The organism is Kitasatospora sp. NPDC001660, from assembly GCF_053596725.1.
In genome coordinates this window covers 34,351-50,770 of record NZ_JBSFGU010000035.1, presented here as the reverse complement: position 1 = coordinate 50,770, position 16,420 = coordinate 34,351, and the positions used below count along the sequence as shown (strand labels likewise).

The following is a 16,420-nucleotide window of genomic DNA, read 5'->3' as shown; positions in this document are numbered from 1 at the left end:
GCCGACCTCGTGGCTCGGCCCAGATCCTCGGCCCGGTAAATGATCTCCATGGTCAGCTGGGTCGGGTTAACCTCCCGGAATGACTCGGACCGGTCGGTGTCGGTGGCGTACCCGTCTGCGCAGGCACTTGCCTTGGTTCCTCGTCGAGCGAGGTCTCGCCGACAAGGGCAGCCAGGACTGCGGAGCCCATGAGTGGTACAACCACGACGGCGCTGTGGCGCGTTGCTACCACTGCGCGGTCGGAGAGCGCCCCTTGGTTGCACCTTTCGGCAACGCCTGACCTCACTTGGTAACGGCCGGGCCGGGTGGGCGGAGGTCGCCCAGTGTGCCGTGCAGCTCGCCGGCTTCGTCCGCCGCCTGGCCACGGCCGACCACCATCCGTTCACCTCACTCTGAACGCGCCGGGCCCGTCAGGTCCTTGGTCAGGAAGACGCGGCTCGTGCCCGGCGGGTCGCACGGCACCTCACCCATCAACTGCCAGCCGAGCTTCCGGTAGAAGTCGGGGGCCTGGAAGCTGATGGTGTAGAGGACGGCGGCACGGCAGCCGCGGGTGCGGGCCTCGTGCTCGGCGCGGCGCAGGAGTTCGGTGCCGAGGCCGGTGCCCCGCAGGGTGGGCGGCAGGTAGAGGAGGTCGACGAAGAGCAGGCCGAGCGAGGTGCGGCCGGTCAGGCCGCCGATCACCTCCCCCGTCTCCGGGCCGCGGACGAGCACGGCGATCGGGGTCCGGTCGTCGATTCCGGTGGCCTCCGTGTTGAAGCGGTCCAGGCCGTCGGAGATCGGCGTCAGGTCGGCCGGGAGCGGGGTGTCGGTGAGCTCGACGATGGGTCGCATGCGGTCGACCGTAGGGCGCGGACCCTTCGGCGGGCGCCGAACCGGGAATGCGCGAGACTGGCCCGTATGGACACTCGACGTACCGGTGCGGACGTGGGGGACGTCGGGGTGGACGTGGCCGAGGTGGCCAGGCTGCTGGCCGACGGCACACGCGCCGCCTTCTGCGTCGCGTTGCTGGACGGCCGCGCGTGGACGGCGGCCGAGCTCGCGCGCCACGCCGGGGTCGCGGCCTCGACCGCGACCGAGCACCTGAACCTGCTGGTGCGCGGCGGCCTGCTGGCCGAGGAGCGGCAGGGGCGGCACCGCTACCTCCGGCTCTCCGACGCGCGGGTGATGGAGCTGATCGAGAGCCTGGCCGCGCTGGCTCCGCGCCGCGTTGCGCCACCGCGCTCACTGTCCGAGTCCGGGCGGCAGCGGGCCCTCGCCCACGCCCGCCTGTGCTACGACCACCTGGCCGGAGCCGTCGCGCTGGCGATCACCGACGCGATGGCCGAGCGTGGACTCCTCGGAAGCTGGGGACACGACCCTCGGCTCACCGAGGCGGGCGCGGCCTGGCTGGCCGAGATCGGCGTCGCCCTGCCCACCCGCTCCCGCCGCCCCCTCGTCCGCGCGTGCCTGGACTGGACCGAACGCCGCCCACACCTCGCGGGCGCCGTAGGCGCGGCCCTGTGCGAGCACGCCCTCGCCGACGGCTGGCTCACCCGGATCGGCACGACCCGCGCTCTCGCCGTCACCGACGCCGGGCGGCAGGCCATGCGGGAGCACCTCGGCATCCCGGACGCCGGGCTGCCGCCGCGCTGAAGCGGTCGGCCCACCTCGCTCCTGGAGGTCGAGAACCCCATCTCGGCCAAGGACTTCAGCCGCACCCTGGTCCTGAACCTCGTCGAACAGCACACCCGCGACTCCGAGGCGGAGATCACCGTCGGCGCGAGCGCCGAACTCCTCGGCGTGGACCCGTCGGTGGCCGGCCGCACGGTCAGCGACAGCATCAAGGCCGGCCACCTGACCCGCACCGCCTCCCAGCAGGACGGCCGCCGGACGGGAACGCCTCGGCCGCCGCGTCAGCGTCGGCCGGGTGGCTAGGCCCGGGCGCGGCCGGACGGGAGCAGTTCGGCGATGTCGTGCGGGAGGACGGCGGCCAGCTTGTCCATCAGGTCCGGCGCGAGCGCGGCGTCCAGGACCTCCAGGACGGCGGCGGCCTCGCGGATGCCGCCGTCCTCGCCCGTGCCGGCCCGGCTGGCGACGCGGCCGGCGAAGACGGGCAGGCCGAAGCGCTCGCCGGAGGCGTGGGTGCGCCCCTCCTCGTCGGCCTCCTGGGCCGCCTCCCGCACGGAGGCGGCGAGCTCGGGCGGCAGCTGGGCGGCCACGTGCGCATCGAGCCCGGAGGGGAGGCGCTCGCCGAGGGTGAGCAGGACGGCCTTGGTGGCGCGCTCGGCGGCAGCCCGGTCGGGGAGCCCGGCGAGGTCCTGGACGGTGGCGATGATCTCGTCGTACTTCATGGCCGAGTCCCCTTCCGCCGACGGGCGAGGCCCTCTCTGTGAGGCTACGCCGTCGCGCCCGGACCCGCTACGACGGGACGACCGGCAGCCGGCGCTTGTGCTCGGTGCGGCGGTAGTGGCCGAGCACCGTGCGGAACACCTCCTCGCTGACCGGGCGCTCCTCCAGGAAGTCGTCCAGGGCCTCGTAGCCGACGCCGAGGGCGTCCTCGTCGGGCTTGCCCGGCGCGAGCGACTCCAGATCGGCGGTGGGCGTCTTGTGGACGAGCTCCGCCGGCGCGCCCAACATCTCGGCTATAGACCGAACTTGCCGCTTCGTCAGGCCGGACAGCGGCATGACGTCGGCCGCGCCGTCGCCGAACTTGGTGAAGAAGCCGGTGACCGCCTCCGCCGCGTGGTCCGTGCCGATCACGACCCCGTCGGACGCCCCGGCGACGGCGTACTGGGCGATCATCCGCTGCCGGGCCTTGGTGTTGCCGCGGACGAAGTCCTCGTGGGCGCGGTCCCGGAAGGTCAGACCGGCGGCCGCCAGGGCGTCCATGGCGCCGTCGGTGGCGGGCTTGATGTCCACGGTGAGGACCTGGTCGGGCCGGATGAAGTCGAGCGCCAGCTGGGCGTCCGCCTCGTCGGCCTGCACGCCGTAGGGCAGCCGCATCGCACAGAACGAGGCCTCGTGGCCCTCGGCGCGCAGCCGCTCGGCGGCGAGCTGGCAGAGCCGTCCGGTGGTCGTGGAGTCGACGCCGCCGCTGATGCCGAGCACGAGCGTGCGAGCACCGGCCGCACGCACCTGCGCGGCGAGGAAGGCCACCCGGCGCTCGGCCTCCTGCTCGGCGCTCGCGACGGGAGCGACGCCCAGGGCACGGGCGATCTCCCGCTGGACGTCGGCGGGCAGGGGCTCGGCGGGAATCGGTTCGGCGGGCATGAGGGCTCCCAATCAGCGGAAACGGCACGGCTGGCTACGGGGACCAGCTTGATCGCCGCGAAGGCCGCAGCCAAGGGATTCCACCGTGATGGAATGCGGGTCACAACGGGACGCGGGTCGCGGCGGGACGCGGGTCGCGGCGGGACGCCGGGCTACAACGGGACGCGGGCTGCGGCGGCACGCGGCTCACAGCCAGCCGCGGTCGTCCGCCACGCGCAGCGCCTCCAGCCGGTTGCGGCTGCCGGTCTTGGCGATCGCGGACGAGAAGTAGTTGCGGACCGTCCCCTCCGACAGGTACAGCTTGGCGGCGATCTCGGCCACGTCGGCGCCCGAGCGGCAGGCGTTCAGGACGTCGCGCTCGCGGGCGGTGAGCGGGGAGGCGCCCGCGGCGAGGGTCGCGGCGGCGAGCTCCGGGTCCACGACCCGCTCCCCCGCGACGACCCGGCGGATCGCGTCGGCCAGCACCTCGGCGGGCGCGTCCTTGACGACGAAGCCCACCGCGCCCGCCTCCATCGCGCGCCGCAGGTAGCCGGCGCGCCCGAAGGTCGTGAGGATCACCACCCGGCAGTCGGGCACCTGCTGGGCGAGGACCGCGGCGGCGGCGAGGCCGTCCAGGCCGGGCATCTCGATGTCCAGGAGGGCCACGTCGGGCCGGTGCTCGCGGGCCGCGTCCACGACCTGGTCGCCGCGGCCGACGGCGGCGACCACCGCGAAGTCGTCCTCCAGGTCGAGCAGCGTGCGCAGGGCGGTACGGACCAGTTCCTGGTCCTCCGCCAGCAGGAGACGGATCGTCATGGGCTTCCTTCTCGGACGGGTTGGTGCGGCCGGCGGGAGACCGCGGGGACGGTGACCCGCAGCCGCCACCCGCGCGGGCTCAGCGGGCCGGCCTCGACGCTACCGCCCGCGGCCGCCACCCGTTCGCGCAGGCCCGCGAGGCCCTTGCCGTCGCCCACGCCGGGGCCCGCGCCGGGCCCGTCGTCGCGGATCTCCACGGACGCATCGGCGACCAGCACCGTGCAGCGGCTCGCGCGAGCGTGCCGGACGACGTTGGTCAGGCCCTCCCGGACCACCCAGCCGAACAGCTCCCGGTGCGCCGGGGACACCGCGTCGGTGGCTCCCGGCAGGTCGGCGACCACCCCGGCGGCGCGCAACAGCTCGCGGCCGCGGGCGAGTTCGGCGGCCAGCGTCACCTCGCGGTAGCCGGAGACGGCCGCCCGTACGTCGGCGAGCGCCTGCCGGGACAGGCCCTCCACGGCGGCCATCTCCTCGACCGCCTGGTCGAGGTCCTTGACGGCGAGCCGCTGGGCCAGCCGGGACTTGACCGTGATCGCGGTGAGCGAGTGCCCGAGCAGGTCGTGCAGGTCCCGGGCGATCCGGTTGCGCTCGGCCTCCGAGGCGAGGCGCGCCACCTCGGCCCGGGCCGCGACCAGTTCGCGGTTGGTGGTGGCGATCTCGGAGAACCCGCGCACGGTGAGCGAGCTGAAGAGCAGGCCCAGCGCCTGGAACCAGCCGGGCCCGGTGTGCCAGGGGCGCACCGCCCACGGCAGGACGATGGCACCGGCCGTGCCGATCGCCACGGCCGCGGTGGCTCGGTCGGGGAACAGCACGGCGACGAAGGAGACGACGCCGGTGGCGAGGAAGAACGCGTCGGCGTGGGCGAACGGCAGGGCGGCGACGAACAGCGCCGCCTCCACGGCCGTCAGGAGTTCGGCCTGCCGCCGCCGGCCGCGGGCCAGCGCGATGCCACCGGCCACGTAGCAGACGGCGAAGGCCGCGACGACCGCGTACCCGGCGACGGCCCGCGTCCCGGCGACGGTGTTGGACACGCCCAGGGCGGTGAGGGCCGGATAGATGAGCATGCCGGTGGCCAGCATGACGCGGCGCCAGCCGTACGCCCACCGGTGCGATCCGGAGTCCGGGCCTTCGTCGGTCACGGGTACGCCTTCCGCTCGTCGGATCTCAGTCGGCCGGGGTGCCGGCCGCGAAGAGCGTACGCAGGTGGCGGCCGTTGAGGATCACGGCCACCCCCAGCAGCAGGGCGCCGCAGAGGGTTTGCTCGATCTTCATCCAGAACGGGAACGTGCCCGGCATGGCGACGATCACGACGACCGCGACGAGCATGGCGGTCGAGATGATCCGCAGCCGGCGGAACGCTCCGGTCGAGCCCCGGGCCGCCTTGACGGCCAGGACGAGCGTGATCACCGAGCTGGCCGCGACGGCGCTGCCGCGGATCCAGACGGCGACGTTGACGAGGTCGGGGTGGCCGGCGAGCGCGACGATCGCGGCCATCGTGACGAGGCTGATCCCGAGGTAGGCGCCCAGGAGGCGGCGGATGGTGCGGAAGGCCCGGAGGGTCTCGGGGTGGTTCAGATCGGTCGAGGTCATGGCACTCATGCTGGCCGGGGGCACCCCTCCCGAGGCAGTGTGCCGGCACATTGATGGGGCGTGACAAATGTCAGCGTCCCGCTCGGCCCCCGTTCGGCGCCGTCGCTCAGCCCCACCCCGGCACCGGCGGCTGCGGCCACGGCGGCGGGGCCGGCAGCGCGGCGTCCGGCGCCGGGCCGCGGCCCGCGAGCCAGGCGAGCAGCGCGTGGCCGGGGCCGGACGCGGTCGGGCCGGTCGGGGCGACGGTCCAGGAGCGACCGAGGTCCGTGGCCTCGATCCGGGCGACGGGGAAGCCGCGCTCGGCCAGGGCGGCGGCAGTCTCCGCCAGGGCTGCGGTGACGAAGCCGGCGGGCCAGGCGGCCGGGGTGCGGCCGAGCGCGAGGTCGGCGTGGTGGACCTCCAGTTCGCGCCGCGCCCGGTGGAGGGTGAACCAGGCCGGGTGCTTCCACCCCGCGAGGGCGGAGACGAGGACGGACCAGCGCTCGGCGGGCATGGCCGAGGCCTCGTCGAGCAGCCCGTCGAGGCTGCCGCGCAGGTCGGCGACGAGGGCGGGGGCGTCCCGGTCGGCGCCCTCGCGCAGCCGGCGCTCCAGTGCGGCGGCGTCGGCCCTGGGCCCGGGCTCGGCGCCCGTGCGGGCCAGGGCCAGCAGCCAGCTGTAGACGTCGGCGCTGCGGGCGACGTGGGTGAGGACGTGGGCCCGGCTCCAGCCGGGCAGCGCCGACGGCCCGCGCGCCTGCGCCTCGGTCAGGGCCGAGACGGAGGCGGCGAACCGGGCGGCGGACGCGCGGACGGCGTCCAGGAGTGCGCTGTGGTCCTCCAAGGTGGTGCCTAACTCCCCTGCTCGGCCGGCGACTGGTCGGCCCGTGACTGCTCGGCCGTCGACTGCTCGGCGAACGGCTGCTCGGCGAGCGACTTGATCCCGTCGAGGGTGGCCGTCATGCCCGTGCGCAGTTCGCCGAGGCGGACCTCGATGATCTGCTCCTCACGGTCCGGCCAGCGGTCGATGGCGGCCGTCACGCCGTTGCGGCCGGGGCCGATCAGCACCGAGTGGCGCAGCCGGGTGCCGCCGTCGTCCGGCGTGAGCTCGTAGCGCCAGGACGCGAGCGAGGTCGCCGGGTCCACCGAGGGCTCGCCGAACCGGCCGTCCGCGTCGGTGACGATCCACGCGAACACCTCCCGGTCCGTCAGCTCCGTCACGTGGGACACCGTCCGCCAGTGGCCCAGCCGCTCGTTCTCGTTGTAACCCTCGAACCGCGCCCCCACCGCGGGCCCGTCCGCCCCGTCGAGCCAGGCGACGCCCCGGAGTTCGGGGCTGAGCCGGGCGGGCAGGGCGATGTCGGTGACCAGCGACCAGACCTCCTCGACCGTGGCCTTGATGTGCACCTCGCAGTACGTCTGCGGTCCGTCCGCATATCGCATGGCGCTTCCCCTCCGTCGCCGGGACCTTCGCGGTTCCCGGGTGGTGACCGTCCGTGATGTTAGCGAGTTGTCATGAGCCCCGACAGGTGTCGGAGGAATCACCGGCGCTCTCGGCTCCCCCTTGCCGCCGCCGACTCCGGGTCGACTCCCGGGTCGGCGCCCCGTCAACTCCCGTTGGGCGCCCGGCCGGTGTCCCTCAGCGCCCCGTCGCCACGTCGCGGGCCAGCCGGACCAGGGCCGGGATCGCCGGGTGCGACGGGATGCCCCGGCGCCAGGCCAGGAACAGCGGGACGGGCGGGGCGTCGGCGAGCGGGCGGTAGGCGATCGCGGGGTGCTTGTGCAGCCGGGGCGTCGCGGCGGTCGAGATGCCGACGGCCCGGCCGGCGGCGATGGCGGTCAGCCACTCGTCGGTGTTGGCGACCTCGATCGTCGTCGTGGGGCGGTTGTCGGCGGGCCAGAGGTCGAGGGTCGTGGTGCCCGCGACCGTGTTCAGGGCGACCGGCCACGGCGCGAGATCCGCGAGGGTGAGGACGTCACGGTCGGCGAGGGCGCTGGCGGCGGGCACCACCGCGACCCGCTCCTCGTCCAGCAGCAGCTCCGTGACCAGGCCGGGCGCCGTGACCTCGCCGCGCAGCAGGGCGATGTCCACCCGGCCCTGGGTGAGCCCGGCCGTGCGGTCGTCGATGCGGCGCAGTTCGAGCGGCACGTCGGGGTGCTCGTCGTCCCAGCGGCGCAGCAGCGGGATGGTGTGGTCGCCGAGGGCGGCCCACGGGTGGCCGAGGCGCAGGGGCGGCGAGGTGAGCGTGCGGGGGTCGAGGGCGGTGTCCACGGCGGCGAGTGCGGCGGCGGCACGGTCACGGAAGGCGCGGCCGGCCGCGGTGAGGTCCAGGTGGTGGGTGGAGCGGTCGATCAGGCGGACGCCGAGGTGGTCCTCCAGCTGGCGCAGGGTCCGGGAGAGCGCGGGCTGCCCGGTGTGCAGGCGGGCGGCGGCGCGGGTGATCGTGCCTTCCTCGACGATGGTGAGGAAGGCACGCAGGTGGCGCAGCTCGATGGTCATGCCTCAGAAGCATAATGGCTCGCCAGTCGGCATTTCACGCGGCACGAACGACTTCCTAGCGTGGGGTGCATGACGAACACGATGTCCCGGACGGCGACCGTGCCGAGCACCCCGGTGGGCCGGGTCGACAGCGCGGGCCCGCCCGCCCGCAGCCCCGGCGGTCTCGGCGGTGCCGGCGGCCTCGGCGGTCTCGGCGGTCTCGGCGGTGTCGGGCTGGTGCTGGGCGGCACCCTGTCGGTGCAGTTCGGCTCCGCCGTCGCCGCGCTGCTGTTCCCGCGCGTCGGGCCCTTCGGGACGGTCGCGCTGCGGGTGACGATCGCGGCCGCGCTGCTGCTGGTCGCCTGCCGCCCCCGGCTGCGCGGCCACAGCCGCGGGGACTGGGCCGTCGCCGGGGCCTTCGGGGTGGCGCTCGGCGGTATGAACATCCTCTTCTACCAGGCGATCGTCCGGATCCCGCTGGGGCCCGCGGTGACGCTGGAGGTGCTCGGTCCGCTCGTGCTGTCGGTGGTCGCCGCGCGCCGGGCGGTGAGCCTGGTGTGGGCGGCGCTCGCGCTCGCGGGCGTCTTCCTGCTCGGACGGGACGGCTTCGCGCGGCTCGACCTGACGGGAGCCGGGTTCGCGCTGGCCGCCGGCACCCTGTGGGCGGCGTACATCGTCCTCAACTCCCGCGCCGGGGCGCGCTTCCCGCGCCTGGACGGGCTCGTGGTGGCGATGGCCGTGGCGGCCCTGATGAGCCTGCCGCTGGGGATCGCCGCAGCGGGCACCGCCCTGCTCGACCCCGGGGTGCTGGCGCTCGGGCTGGCCGTGGCGCTGCTCTCCTCCGGACTGCCGTACGCCCTGGAGGTGCTCGCCCTGCGCCGCCTGCCGGCGGCCACCTTCGCGGTGCTGATGAGCCTCGCCCCGGCGGTCGGCGCGCTGGCCGGGTTCCTGGTGCTGGGGCAGACCCTGTCGGCCCCGCAGTGCGCGGCCATCGTCCTGGTGACGGGCGCCAGCGCGGGCGCCGTCCGGACGAGCGGCGCGGAGCGGGGGTGACACAGCAGGGGCCGACCGCTGGGAACCGCCCGGGCGGTGCGGGGCCGCCTCACCCGACCCCACCGTGCGCCGCGAAGCCCGTGCAGAGCAGGCGGATACTCCGCGCGAACTTCTCGTCCTGGCTCACGCGTGGGATCAACGGGCTCATGACCAGGGGGAATTGGTCGCACAGTTCGGCATAGAGCTCGGCGGTGACGGGTGGTGGCGTCGCCGGCTGGTTCTGCTCCTGGAGCACGAAGCCGGTGACGTGACTGAGCAGGGTGTCGGCGGCGATGCCGCAGTGGTCGGCGGGCAGACCGCCGTCGAGGAGGGTGCGGAGCAGGCGCTCCATCAGGGAGAGGGCGCCGCGGCTGAGCACGCCGGGGCTGTCGGCGAGGAGTTGGGCGCCGCCGGGGTGTTGCTTGATGCTCAGGCGCAGGGAGGTGGCCTGGGCCTCGACGCGGTCCTGCCAGGTGGCGGCGGGCGGGAGGGCGGCCAGGGCCCCGGTGCCGGCGTCGTACGCGCGGCGGCAGACCCGGTCGGCCATCAGGGCGAGCAACTCGTCCTTGCCGCGCACGTGGTAGTAGAGGCTGCCGGCGTGGGCGTCCAGGCGGTCGGCGACCTGGCGCATGGACAGGTTCTGGTAGCCGACCTCGGCGAAGACGGCCATGCCCGCATCGACGATGCGCTCCTTGGTGAGCTTCATGCGGCCACCGTACAACGATTTCCAACGCCGTTCGAAAGCTGTACCGGCTTTGCGTCACCGGGCTTTCGAACGGCGCTGGGAACGCCGCGGCACCTCACCATCGGCTTTCTTCCCCGCCGGCACCCGCCGCCCGGCCGGATCGACACCCCGCTCGGCTTCGGCGACGGCCCCGGCACCGACCCGCGCAACGTCGCCGGCAGCTCCGGCGCCGCCTACGTCCTCGGCGCCGCCGCGGCGGCTCGGGAACGGGAGGCTTCGATCTCGGCGTAGGCGCCGGCCTTGTTCTCCCAATGGGAGCCCTCGACGGACTTTCCGGGTTCGAGGTCCTTGTAGACCTCGAAGAAGTGGGTGATCTCCTGGAGGTCGAACGGAGGCATGTCGTCGATGTCCTGCAGCCGCGCAAAGCGCGGGTCGTAAGCCGGCACGCAGAGTACTTTCTCGTCCGGCCCTTTCTCGTCGGTCATGACGAACATGCCGATGGCGCGACACGTTATGCCGCATCCCGGAAAGGTGGGCTCGCCGACGAGGACGAGGGCGTCGAGAGGGTCGCCGTCCCCGCCGAGCGTGTCTTCGATGAACCCGTAGTCCGCCGGGTAGCGGGTGGCCGTGAACAGCATCCGGTCCAGGCGGATCCGCCCGGTCGCGTGGTCCATCTCGTACTTGTTGCGGGAGCCTTGGGGGATCTCGACGATCACCTCGAAGTCCATGTCGGTCCTCCTTCCGCGATCCCGGGCGTGCTGTGCCGCAACGACTCCGGGCCTTCATTCTCCGGCGGCTCGGCTGCGGCCGCACGGCGGCCACCCGGTTGCACGCGCTGCTCTGGAGACAAACCACGCCCCGGGTTAGCCTCTGTCTGAACGGGGCTTCGTCCGCTTCGTCCGTGGGCGGATCATTCGCCGCCGCCACTGCGCAGGAATCGGCGCAGAAGGATTCTCCGGCAGCAATCCGTTCGAAGTGAGCGTCGAAGCAAGCCAGGCCATTCCCGAATCGCGCCGACGCGCCCGCGCAGCCGAGCAGTGCAGCGCGTTCAGCGCGTTCAGCGCACCAGCAGACGTCGAGGAGGACGGCAGTGGCTGGATTCGTTCTCGTCGGCGCGTCCGTTGTGCAGGACACCGCCGCACTTGTCCCCGGGCCGAGTCGGCTCGGTGCTCCAGCTGCATTGGCACCTGTGCTGACCGGGTCAGGCCGAACCCTGGTGGTGGTGGTCGCGCTGATCGCAGCCGGTGCACTGGTCGTGGCCGGGGTGTTGGTGCGGCAGGTGCTGGCCGAGGATCAGGGCACGCCGGCGATGCGGCAGATCGCCGCGGCGATCCAGGAGGGCGCGAATGCCTATCTGGCGCGCCAGTTCCGCACCCTGGGCGTGTTCGCCGGGGTGGTGCCTTTCGTGCTGCTGCTGCTTCCGGCGGACAACTGGGGACAGCGGGTGGGGCGTTCGGTGTTCTTCCTGGTCGGGGCGGCGTTCTCGGCGACGACCGGGTACGTGGGGATGCAGTTGGCCGTACGCGCCAACGTGCGGGTGGCGGCAGCGGCGCGGGCGGGGACACCGCCGGTCCCCGTGGCAGTCGCGCAGGAGGGGCCGACGGCGGCACCGCTGGTGCGTACGGTCTCGCATCGCGCGATGCGGATCGGCTTCCGCACCGGCGGGGTGGTGGGCATGTTCACGGTGGGGCTGGGCCTGCTGGGGGCGGCGGCGGTGGTGCTGATCTACCAGACGGACGCGCCGAAGGTGCTGGAGGGATTCGGTTTCGGTGCGGCGTTGCTGGCGATGTTCATGCGGGTGGGCGGCGGGATCTTCACCAAGGCCGCGGACGTCGGCGCGGACCTGGTGGGCAAGGTGGAGCAGGGGATTCCGGAGGACGATCCGAGGAACGCCGCGACGATCGCCGACAATGTGGGCGACAACGTCGGGGACTGTGCGGGTATGGCGGCCGACCTGTTCGAGTCCTACGCGGTCACCCTGGTCGCCGCGCTGATCCTGGGCCGGGCCGCCTTCGGTGACGTCGGGCTGGCCTTCCCGCTGGTGGTGCCCGGGATCGGAGTGCTCACCGCGGCGCTGGGCATCGTGGCGGTCTCCCCCCGGCCCGGGGACCGCAGCGGGATGACCGCCATCAACCGCGGGTTCTTCGCCTCCGCACTGGTCTCGCTCGTCCTGGTGGCCGGTGTGGTCTTCGCGATCCTGCCGGCCCACTTCTCCGGTCTGCACGGGGTGCCGGCCGAAATCACCCGGCATGCGGGCAGTCCGCGGCTCTTCGCCCTGGCCGCGGTGGCCATCGGGATCGTGCTGGCCGCGGTCATCCAGCAACTGACCGGCTACTTCACCGAGACCACCCGCCGGCCGGTGCGGGACGTGGGCAAGACCTCCCTCACCGGGCCGGCCACCGTGGTGCTCTCCGGTATCGCGCTCGGCCTGGAAGCCGCCGTGTACTCCGCCGTGGCCATCGGCGCCGCCGTCTACGGCGCCTTCCTGCTCGGCGGCGGCTCCCTGATCCTGTCCCTGTTCGCGGTCGCGCTGGCCGGCACGGGGCTCCTGACCACGGTCGGCGTGATCGTGGCCATGGACACCTTCGGGCCGGTCTCCGACAACGCCCAGGGCATTGCCGAGATGTCCGGGGATGTCACCGGCGCCGGCGCGCAGGTGCTCACCGAGCTGGACGCGGTCGGCAACACCACCAAGGCGATCACCAAGGGCATCGCCATCGCCACGGCGGTGCTGGCCGCCACCGCGCTGTTCGGCTCCTATACCGACGCCATCACCACCGCCGAGGCACAGATCGGCCCGGCCGCCCATGGCCCGAGCCTGAGCCTGGCCATCGACCAGCCCAACGACCTGGTCGGCCTGCTGCTCGGCGCTGCCGTCGTCTTCCTCTTCTCCGGCCTGGCCATCAACGCCGTCTCACGCTCCGCCGGCGCGGTGGTCTACGAGGTCCGCCGCCAGTTCCGCACCCGACCCGGCATCATGGACGGCACCGAGCGGCCCGAATACGGCCGGGTGGTGGACATCTGCACCCGCGACGCACTGCGCGAACTGGCCACCCCGGGCCTGCTCGCCGTGCTGGCCCCGATCGCCGTGGGCTTCCTGTTCGGCGTCGGCTCGCTGGGCTCGTACCTGGCCGGCGCCATTGGCACCGGCACCCTGATGGCCGTCTTCCTGGCCACTTCCGGTGGAGCCTGGGACAACGCCAAGAAACTGGTCGAGGACGGCCACCACGGAGGCAAGGGCAGCCCCGCCCACGCCGCCACCGTCATCGGTGACACCGTGGGAGATCCCTTCAAGGACACCGCGGGGCCGGCCATCAACCCGCTGCTGAAGGTGATGAACCTGGTCTCCCTCCTGGTCGCCCCTGCCATCGTCAAACTCGGCTTCGGCTCGCACGCCAACCTCGGCCTCCGTCTGGCCATCGGCCTGGTGGCGCTGGCCGTCGTCATCACTGCGGTGTGGATCTCCAGACGCCGCAGCATCACCGTCGGCCCCGATGAAGCACCCGCCGACACCCGGGCGTCGGAGGAGCCCGCCCCCGTTCGGTAGGGCGCATCCCGAGCGCACCGCCCGCGGAGTCCCGCCTGGTGTCGATCACACCCACACCTCAACCGGAGCGGGTCACGACGTGGGACGTCCCGATGACCTCCCCCTTCGCGTTCAGCGCCCTCACCTGGAAGTACGGTCCCGGGTTGGCCGTCGTGACGGCCGTCTCGAAGCCGGTCCGGTCGGCGTGGTCGACGACCACCGACAGGGAACGGGCGTCCGGTCCGGCGAGCACCTGCCACGCTCTGGTCTCCGTTGAGCCGTTCCAGGAGGCGTAGACGGTGCTCGGCCCGCCGCTGCCGCCGCGCGCCGCCGCACTGGGCGGGTACCACGGCTTGCCGACCCACTCGTGGCGGAACGCCCGGTACGAGACGTCGGAGCCCGGCATCATGGCGTCGTAGAGCAGGTTCTTCGAGCCGTCGCCCTCGGTGTTCCCGGCCCCCCTGTACTCCGAGTAGTACGACTCCTGCCCCCATCCGACGAACTCGTTGCCGTTGCCGAGCGCCTGGGTGTCTCCCTGGGACGCCGCGTACAACCCCGGTGCGTGGTAGTAGGTCCGTGCCGCGGTCGCGCGGTGGTTGGGGAGGTCGAGGTCGAGGATCAGGCCGTGCGACTGCTGTTCGGGGGTGCCGTCCGGCTGGTTGCAGCAACCGTCGTCGAACATGCTGATCCGGTTTCCCGGCCGGAACCGGGCGTGGTGCTGCCAGAAGAAGTCCGCGTTCGGGCCGAAGCTGAAGTCGCTTTTCTTGCCGCCGAGTTGCCATCGGATGTCGCCTGTCCTCCGCGCGACGTCGTAGACCGCCCAGAGGTTTCGGGCCGAGATCAGCAGCTGGCCGTCGGGGCCCTCGTCGATCGAGTTCACGTGGTAGGCGTCCCACACCCCGCCGGACGAGGACGCCGAGGAGGCCGACACCTCGGAGTCCGCCGGGTTCACGTGGTCCAGGATGTCCCACGAGAAGACGAGCTTCCCGGTCGCGAGATCGACCTCCTGGATCTCACTGTCCTCGATGGCTCCGTCCTTCGGCCCCCCGTACGGGGTGAGGTCCATCGGGACCGGCTTGGACGCGATGAACAGCGCGGTCCCCCGGCGCGTCACGAGGAACTCGTGGAAGTCAGGGTAGAAGCCGTGCCGGGCGAAGACCGTCCTGAGCAGACGGTAGTGGTCGTCGTAGACGTAGTAGCAGCCTCCCGGCTCGGGGGCGCCGCCGGGCAGGTTGGTGTAATACGGGGGAATCGCGATGGTCCCCTGCCAGAACGTCAGCACCGGCTGCCTGACGCCGGTCCGGGGGTTGCGGTACGTCTGCACCCGGAAGTCGCCGTTCTCGAGGTTCGCGACGGGAAGCGGGCGGAACCAGACCGGATCACCGGAGTCTTCGAGCATCAGCGCCCCGGTCTGGCCGACCGGCTGGGTGAGGTTGTACGGGGCGACGAAGACGCTCCCCGGGGCCGTGCCCGGTCGTCGCGTGGTCACGGCGACCCGCATGGGATGCAGCTTCGGCGCGGACACGAAGCTCCACACATCGCTGCCGGAGGTGATCGGTGGCGGTACGCTCGTCGCCGGCGGGGCGGGCTCGGTCGCGCACTGGGCACGGTCCCATCCCATCAGATCGGCCGCCGCGGACGTGCCGGCCCCCAGCGAACCGAGTGCCCCGGCCGTCACCATCACCGTCGCGGCCGCCATCCAGCGGTGCCAGGCACCCATAGCTGCAGGCACGTCCCGCCTCCTTCTGCTGTTCACCCGCGCGGAATCGGAGCGATGGCCCCACCGACCTGGCCGTCCTGCCCGGAAGCGGCGGGGAGCCAGCACCCCACACGAGGTTGTACGGGCCCGCGGCATCCGCCCCGGAGGCCCCCGCCCCCCATGACCGGTATGGCCCACAGATGGCACCCGAACAGGCCAGCCGACCGGCCGGTGGTCACGTGGTCCCGCCCGATCGGCCGGGTGACGCCCCGGGGTGCCGAATGACTGGGAGCGCGCTTCCCGATCAGGCACCGCGGGCAGGGCGGTGGCGCCGGGTGACCACCAGGATGGCCATGTCGTCGTCGCGTTTGCCCTCGGTCCAGTTGCCGACGTCTTCGATGAGGGCATCCACCACTGCAGCGGGGTCATTGAAATGCCCGCGCATGCGCTCCGAGTCGAGCGGATCGTAGAAAGTCCCCCGCTTGTCCCGCGCCTCGGTGACACCGTCGGTCACCAGCAGCAGCGAGGCCCCCGGAGGCAACCGCACGACATCGGCGGGCACGGAGCCGGCAGGAGCGAGGTCTCCCAGCCCCAGGCCGAGAGGCAGCTGTGGGACGGTCGGATCGAGCCGCACGAGCTGTCCGTCGTGGATCAGGTACGGGGGCGGATGCCCGTGGTTCACCAGGCTCAGCACCTCGCCGTCGGAGGAGACCTCGGCCAGCACGGCGGTGATGAAGCCCTCCATGGCGAGCACCGGGCCGCTCCGGGCCGTGTCCTTGTTCACCGCCTCGTCCATCCGCTGTCCCAGCGCCACCAGGGTGGGAACGGACTCGGCCTCATGACGGAAGATTCCGATCGCGATCGACACGGCGGCGACAGCCGCAATGCCCTTGCCCTGTACATCGCCGATGATCATCCGCACCCCGAACGGCGTCTCCTGCACGGCGAAGAAGTCCCCGCCGATCCGCGCCTCGGCCTGCGCTGCCGTGTAACCCGCGGCCACGGCCAGCGGCCCGACCATCGTCGGCGGCTCCGGGAGCACCGCCCGTTGGACCCTCTCCGCGACATCTCTGGCCAGTGCCAGATCGCGCCCCTGGCGCACGATCAGCCGGTTGACCGCGAGAGCCAGCACGCCGATCACGCTGACCACGGCGAGATCGACGATCAGTGGTGTCGCCGGGCGCCCGCGTTCGATGTCCACCAACACCGAGACCACGCACGTGACACACACGACGGCGAGCGCGGAGCGGAAGGACAGTGTGGCACCCGCGATGAGCGGTGCGGCTGCCAGCAGGGGGAGTCCCGTGTACGGCTGAGGCGCGAAACGGTCCAGCAGGACGCCGGCCACGAGGACCAGCGCCGCGAGCATCCACGGCACCTTCGCCAGAG

The 16,420-nt window shown here is 73.0% G+C and carries 16 protein-coding genes; 3 read left to right on the top strand and 13 right to left on the bottom strand.

Translation table 11 applies throughout. From position 1 onward, the window contains the following. Nucleotides 1-387 precede the first annotated feature (387 nt). Nucleotides 388-831 carry a GNAT family N-acetyltransferase gene (locus tag ACWCXH_RS29240; protein WP_449804478.1) on the bottom strand — a complete coding sequence of 148 codons (444 nt, stop codon included), beginning with the start codon at nt 829-831 and terminating at the stop codon, nt 388-390. A 66-nt stretch (nt 832-897) separates the two neighbouring features. Here ACWCXH_RS29240 and ACWCXH_RS29235 point away from each other — a divergent pair, with 66 nt between their 5' ends. Then, on the top strand, nt 898-1,632 hold the full coding sequence (locus ACWCXH_RS29235) for an ArsR/SmtB family transcription factor (protein WP_449804477.1): 735 nt from the start codon (nt 898-900) through the stop codon (nt 1,630-1,632). 278 nt (nt 1,633-1,910) lie between these two features. On the opposite strand, the gene ACWCXH_RS29230 is transcribed toward ACWCXH_RS29235, so the two are convergent. The 8 genes from ACWCXH_RS29230 to ACWCXH_RS29195 form a co-directional block, all read right to left on the bottom strand. Further along, on the bottom strand, nt 1,911-2,330 hold the full coding sequence (locus ACWCXH_RS29230; RefSeq protein WP_449804476.1) for a DUF2267 domain-containing protein: 420 nt from the start codon (nt 2,328-2,330) through the stop codon (nt 1,911-1,913). A 67-nt stretch (nt 2,331-2,397) separates the two neighbouring features. Continuing rightward, complete coding sequence (gene nadE / locus ACWCXH_RS29225; protein ID WP_449804475.1) at nt 2,398-3,249, bottom strand: ammonia-dependent NAD(+) synthetase; 852 nt, start codon at nt 3,247-3,249, stop codon at nt 2,398-2,400. A 186-nt stretch (nt 3,250-3,435) separates the two neighbouring features. Next, the gene (locus tag ACWCXH_RS29220) at nt 3,436-4,044 is read right to left on the bottom strand and encodes a response regulator transcription factor (protein WP_449804474.1); all 609 of its coding nucleotides are present in this window, start codon (nt 4,042-4,044) and stop codon (nt 3,436-3,438) included. Then, on the bottom strand, nt 4,041-5,183 hold the full coding sequence (locus ACWCXH_RS29215) for a sensor histidine kinase (protein ID WP_449804473.1): 1,143 nt from the start codon (nt 5,181-5,183) through the stop codon (nt 4,041-4,043). Before ACWCXH_RS29215 ends, ACWCXH_RS29220 begins: the two co-directional genes overlap by 4 nt. Nucleotides 5,184-5,208: 25 nt before the next feature. Then, a complete protein-coding gene (locus tag ACWCXH_RS29210) occupies nt 5,209-5,634 on the bottom strand; it encodes a hypothetical protein (protein ID WP_449804472.1) in 426 nt (141 codons plus the stop codon). A 106-nt stretch (nt 5,635-5,740) separates the two neighbouring features. Next, entirely contained in the window at nt 5,741-6,454 is a 714-nt protein-coding gene (locus ACWCXH_RS29205) for a maleylpyruvate isomerase family mycothiol-dependent enzyme (RefSeq protein ID WP_449804471.1), read from the bottom strand. An 8-nt stretch (nt 6,455-6,462) separates the two neighbouring features. Then, the gene (locus tag ACWCXH_RS29200; protein ID WP_449804470.1) at nt 6,463-7,053 is read right to left on the bottom strand and encodes an SRPBCC family protein; all 591 of its coding nucleotides are present in this window, start codon (nt 7,051-7,053) and stop codon (nt 6,463-6,465) included. Nucleotides 7,054-7,249: 196 nt separating this feature from the next. Further along, a complete protein-coding gene (locus tag ACWCXH_RS29195) occupies nt 7,250-8,110 on the bottom strand; it encodes a LysR family transcriptional regulator (RefSeq protein WP_449804469.1) in 861 nt (286 codons plus the stop codon). Between the two features lie 69 nt (nt 8,111-8,179). On the opposite strand from ACWCXH_RS29195, the gene ACWCXH_RS29190 reads away from it, so the two are divergent. Continuing rightward, entirely contained in the window at nt 8,180-9,142 is a 963-nt protein-coding gene (locus tag ACWCXH_RS29190) for an EamA family transporter (protein WP_449804468.1), read from the top strand. A gap of 49 nt (nt 9,143-9,191) precedes the next feature. Here the strand turns inward: ACWCXH_RS29190 and ACWCXH_RS29185 are convergent, their stop codons facing one another. Together ACWCXH_RS29185 and ACWCXH_RS29180 are read right to left on the bottom strand one after the other, a co-directional pair. Then, entirely contained in the window at nt 9,192-9,827 is a 636-nt protein-coding gene (locus ACWCXH_RS29185; protein WP_449804467.1) for a TetR/AcrR family transcriptional regulator, read from the bottom strand. A 212-nt stretch (nt 9,828-10,039) separates the two neighbouring features. Next, the gene (locus tag ACWCXH_RS29180; protein WP_449804466.1) at nt 10,040-10,534 is read right to left on the bottom strand and encodes an inorganic diphosphatase; all 495 of its coding nucleotides are present in this window, start codon (nt 10,532-10,534) and stop codon (nt 10,040-10,042) included. Nucleotides 10,535-10,896: 362 nt separating this feature from the next. Here ACWCXH_RS29180 and ACWCXH_RS29175 point away from each other — a divergent pair, with 362 nt between their 5' ends. Continuing rightward, nucleotides 10,897-13,353, top strand: a complete 2,457-nt coding sequence (locus ACWCXH_RS29175) for a sodium-translocating pyrophosphatase (RefSeq protein ID WP_449804465.1) — start codon at nt 10,897-10,899, stop codon at nt 13,351-13,353. Nucleotides 13,354-13,411: 58 nt separating this feature from the next. Here the strand turns inward: ACWCXH_RS29175 and ACWCXH_RS29170 are convergent, their stop codons facing one another. Then, nucleotides 13,412-15,064, bottom strand: a complete 1,653-nt coding sequence (locus ACWCXH_RS29170) for an arylsulfotransferase family protein (RefSeq protein ID WP_449804464.1) — start codon at nt 15,062-15,064, stop codon at nt 13,412-13,414. Nucleotides 15,065-15,335: 271 nt separating this feature from the next. Next, the gene (locus tag ACWCXH_RS29165) at nt 15,336-16,400 is read right to left on the bottom strand and encodes a PP2C family protein-serine/threonine phosphatase (protein WP_449804463.1); all 1,065 of its coding nucleotides are present in this window, start codon (nt 16,398-16,400) and stop codon (nt 15,336-15,338) included. Nucleotides 16,401-16,420 lie beyond the last annotated feature (20 nt).

Bases quoted from the DNA above. Each gene is read 5' to 3' on its own strand.
- ACWCXH_RS29195 (WP_449804469.1), bottom strand. From the start codon at position 8,110: ATGACCATCGAGCTGCGCCACCTGCGTGCCTTCCTCACCATCGTCGAG.
- ACWCXH_RS29240 (WP_449804478.1), bottom strand. From the start codon at position 831: ATGCGACCCATCGTCGAGCTCACCGACACCCCGCTCCCGGCCGACCTG.
- ACWCXH_RS29220 (WP_449804474.1), bottom strand. From the start codon at position 4,044: ATGACGATCCGTCTCCTGCTGGCGGAGGACCAGGAACTGGTCCGTACC.
- ACWCXH_RS29230 (WP_449804476.1), bottom strand. From the start codon at position 2,330: ATGAAGTACGACGAGATCATCGCCACCGTCCAGGACCTCGCCGGGCTC.
- ACWCXH_RS29185 (WP_449804467.1), bottom strand. From the start codon at position 9,827: ATGAAGCTCACCAAGGAGCGCATCGTCGATGCGGGCATGGCCGTCTTC.
- ACWCXH_RS29200 (WP_449804470.1), bottom strand. From the start codon at position 7,053: ATGCGATATGCGGACGGACCGCAGACGTACTGCGAGGTGCACATCAAG.
- ACWCXH_RS29180 (WP_449804466.1), bottom strand. From the start codon at position 10,534: ATGGACTTCGAGGTGATCGTCGAGATCCCCCAAGGCTCCCGCAACAAG.
- ACWCXH_RS29235 (WP_449804477.1), top strand. From the start codon at position 898: ATGGACACTCGACGTACCGGTGCGGACGTGGGGGACGTCGGGGTGGAC.
- ACWCXH_RS29165 (WP_449804463.1), bottom strand. From the start codon at position 16,400: ATGCTCGCGGCGCTGGTCCTCGTGGCCGGCGTCCTGCTGGACCGTTTC.
- nadE (WP_449804475.1), bottom strand. From the start codon at position 3,249: ATGCCCGCCGAACCGATTCCCGCCGAGCCCCTGCCCGCCGACGTCCAG.
- ACWCXH_RS29210 (WP_449804472.1), bottom strand. From the start codon at position 5,634: ATGACCTCGACCGATCTGAACCACCCCGAGACCCTCCGGGCCTTCCGC.
- ACWCXH_RS29190 (WP_449804468.1), top strand. From the start codon at position 8,180: ATGACGAACACGATGTCCCGGACGGCGACCGTGCCGAGCACCCCGGTG.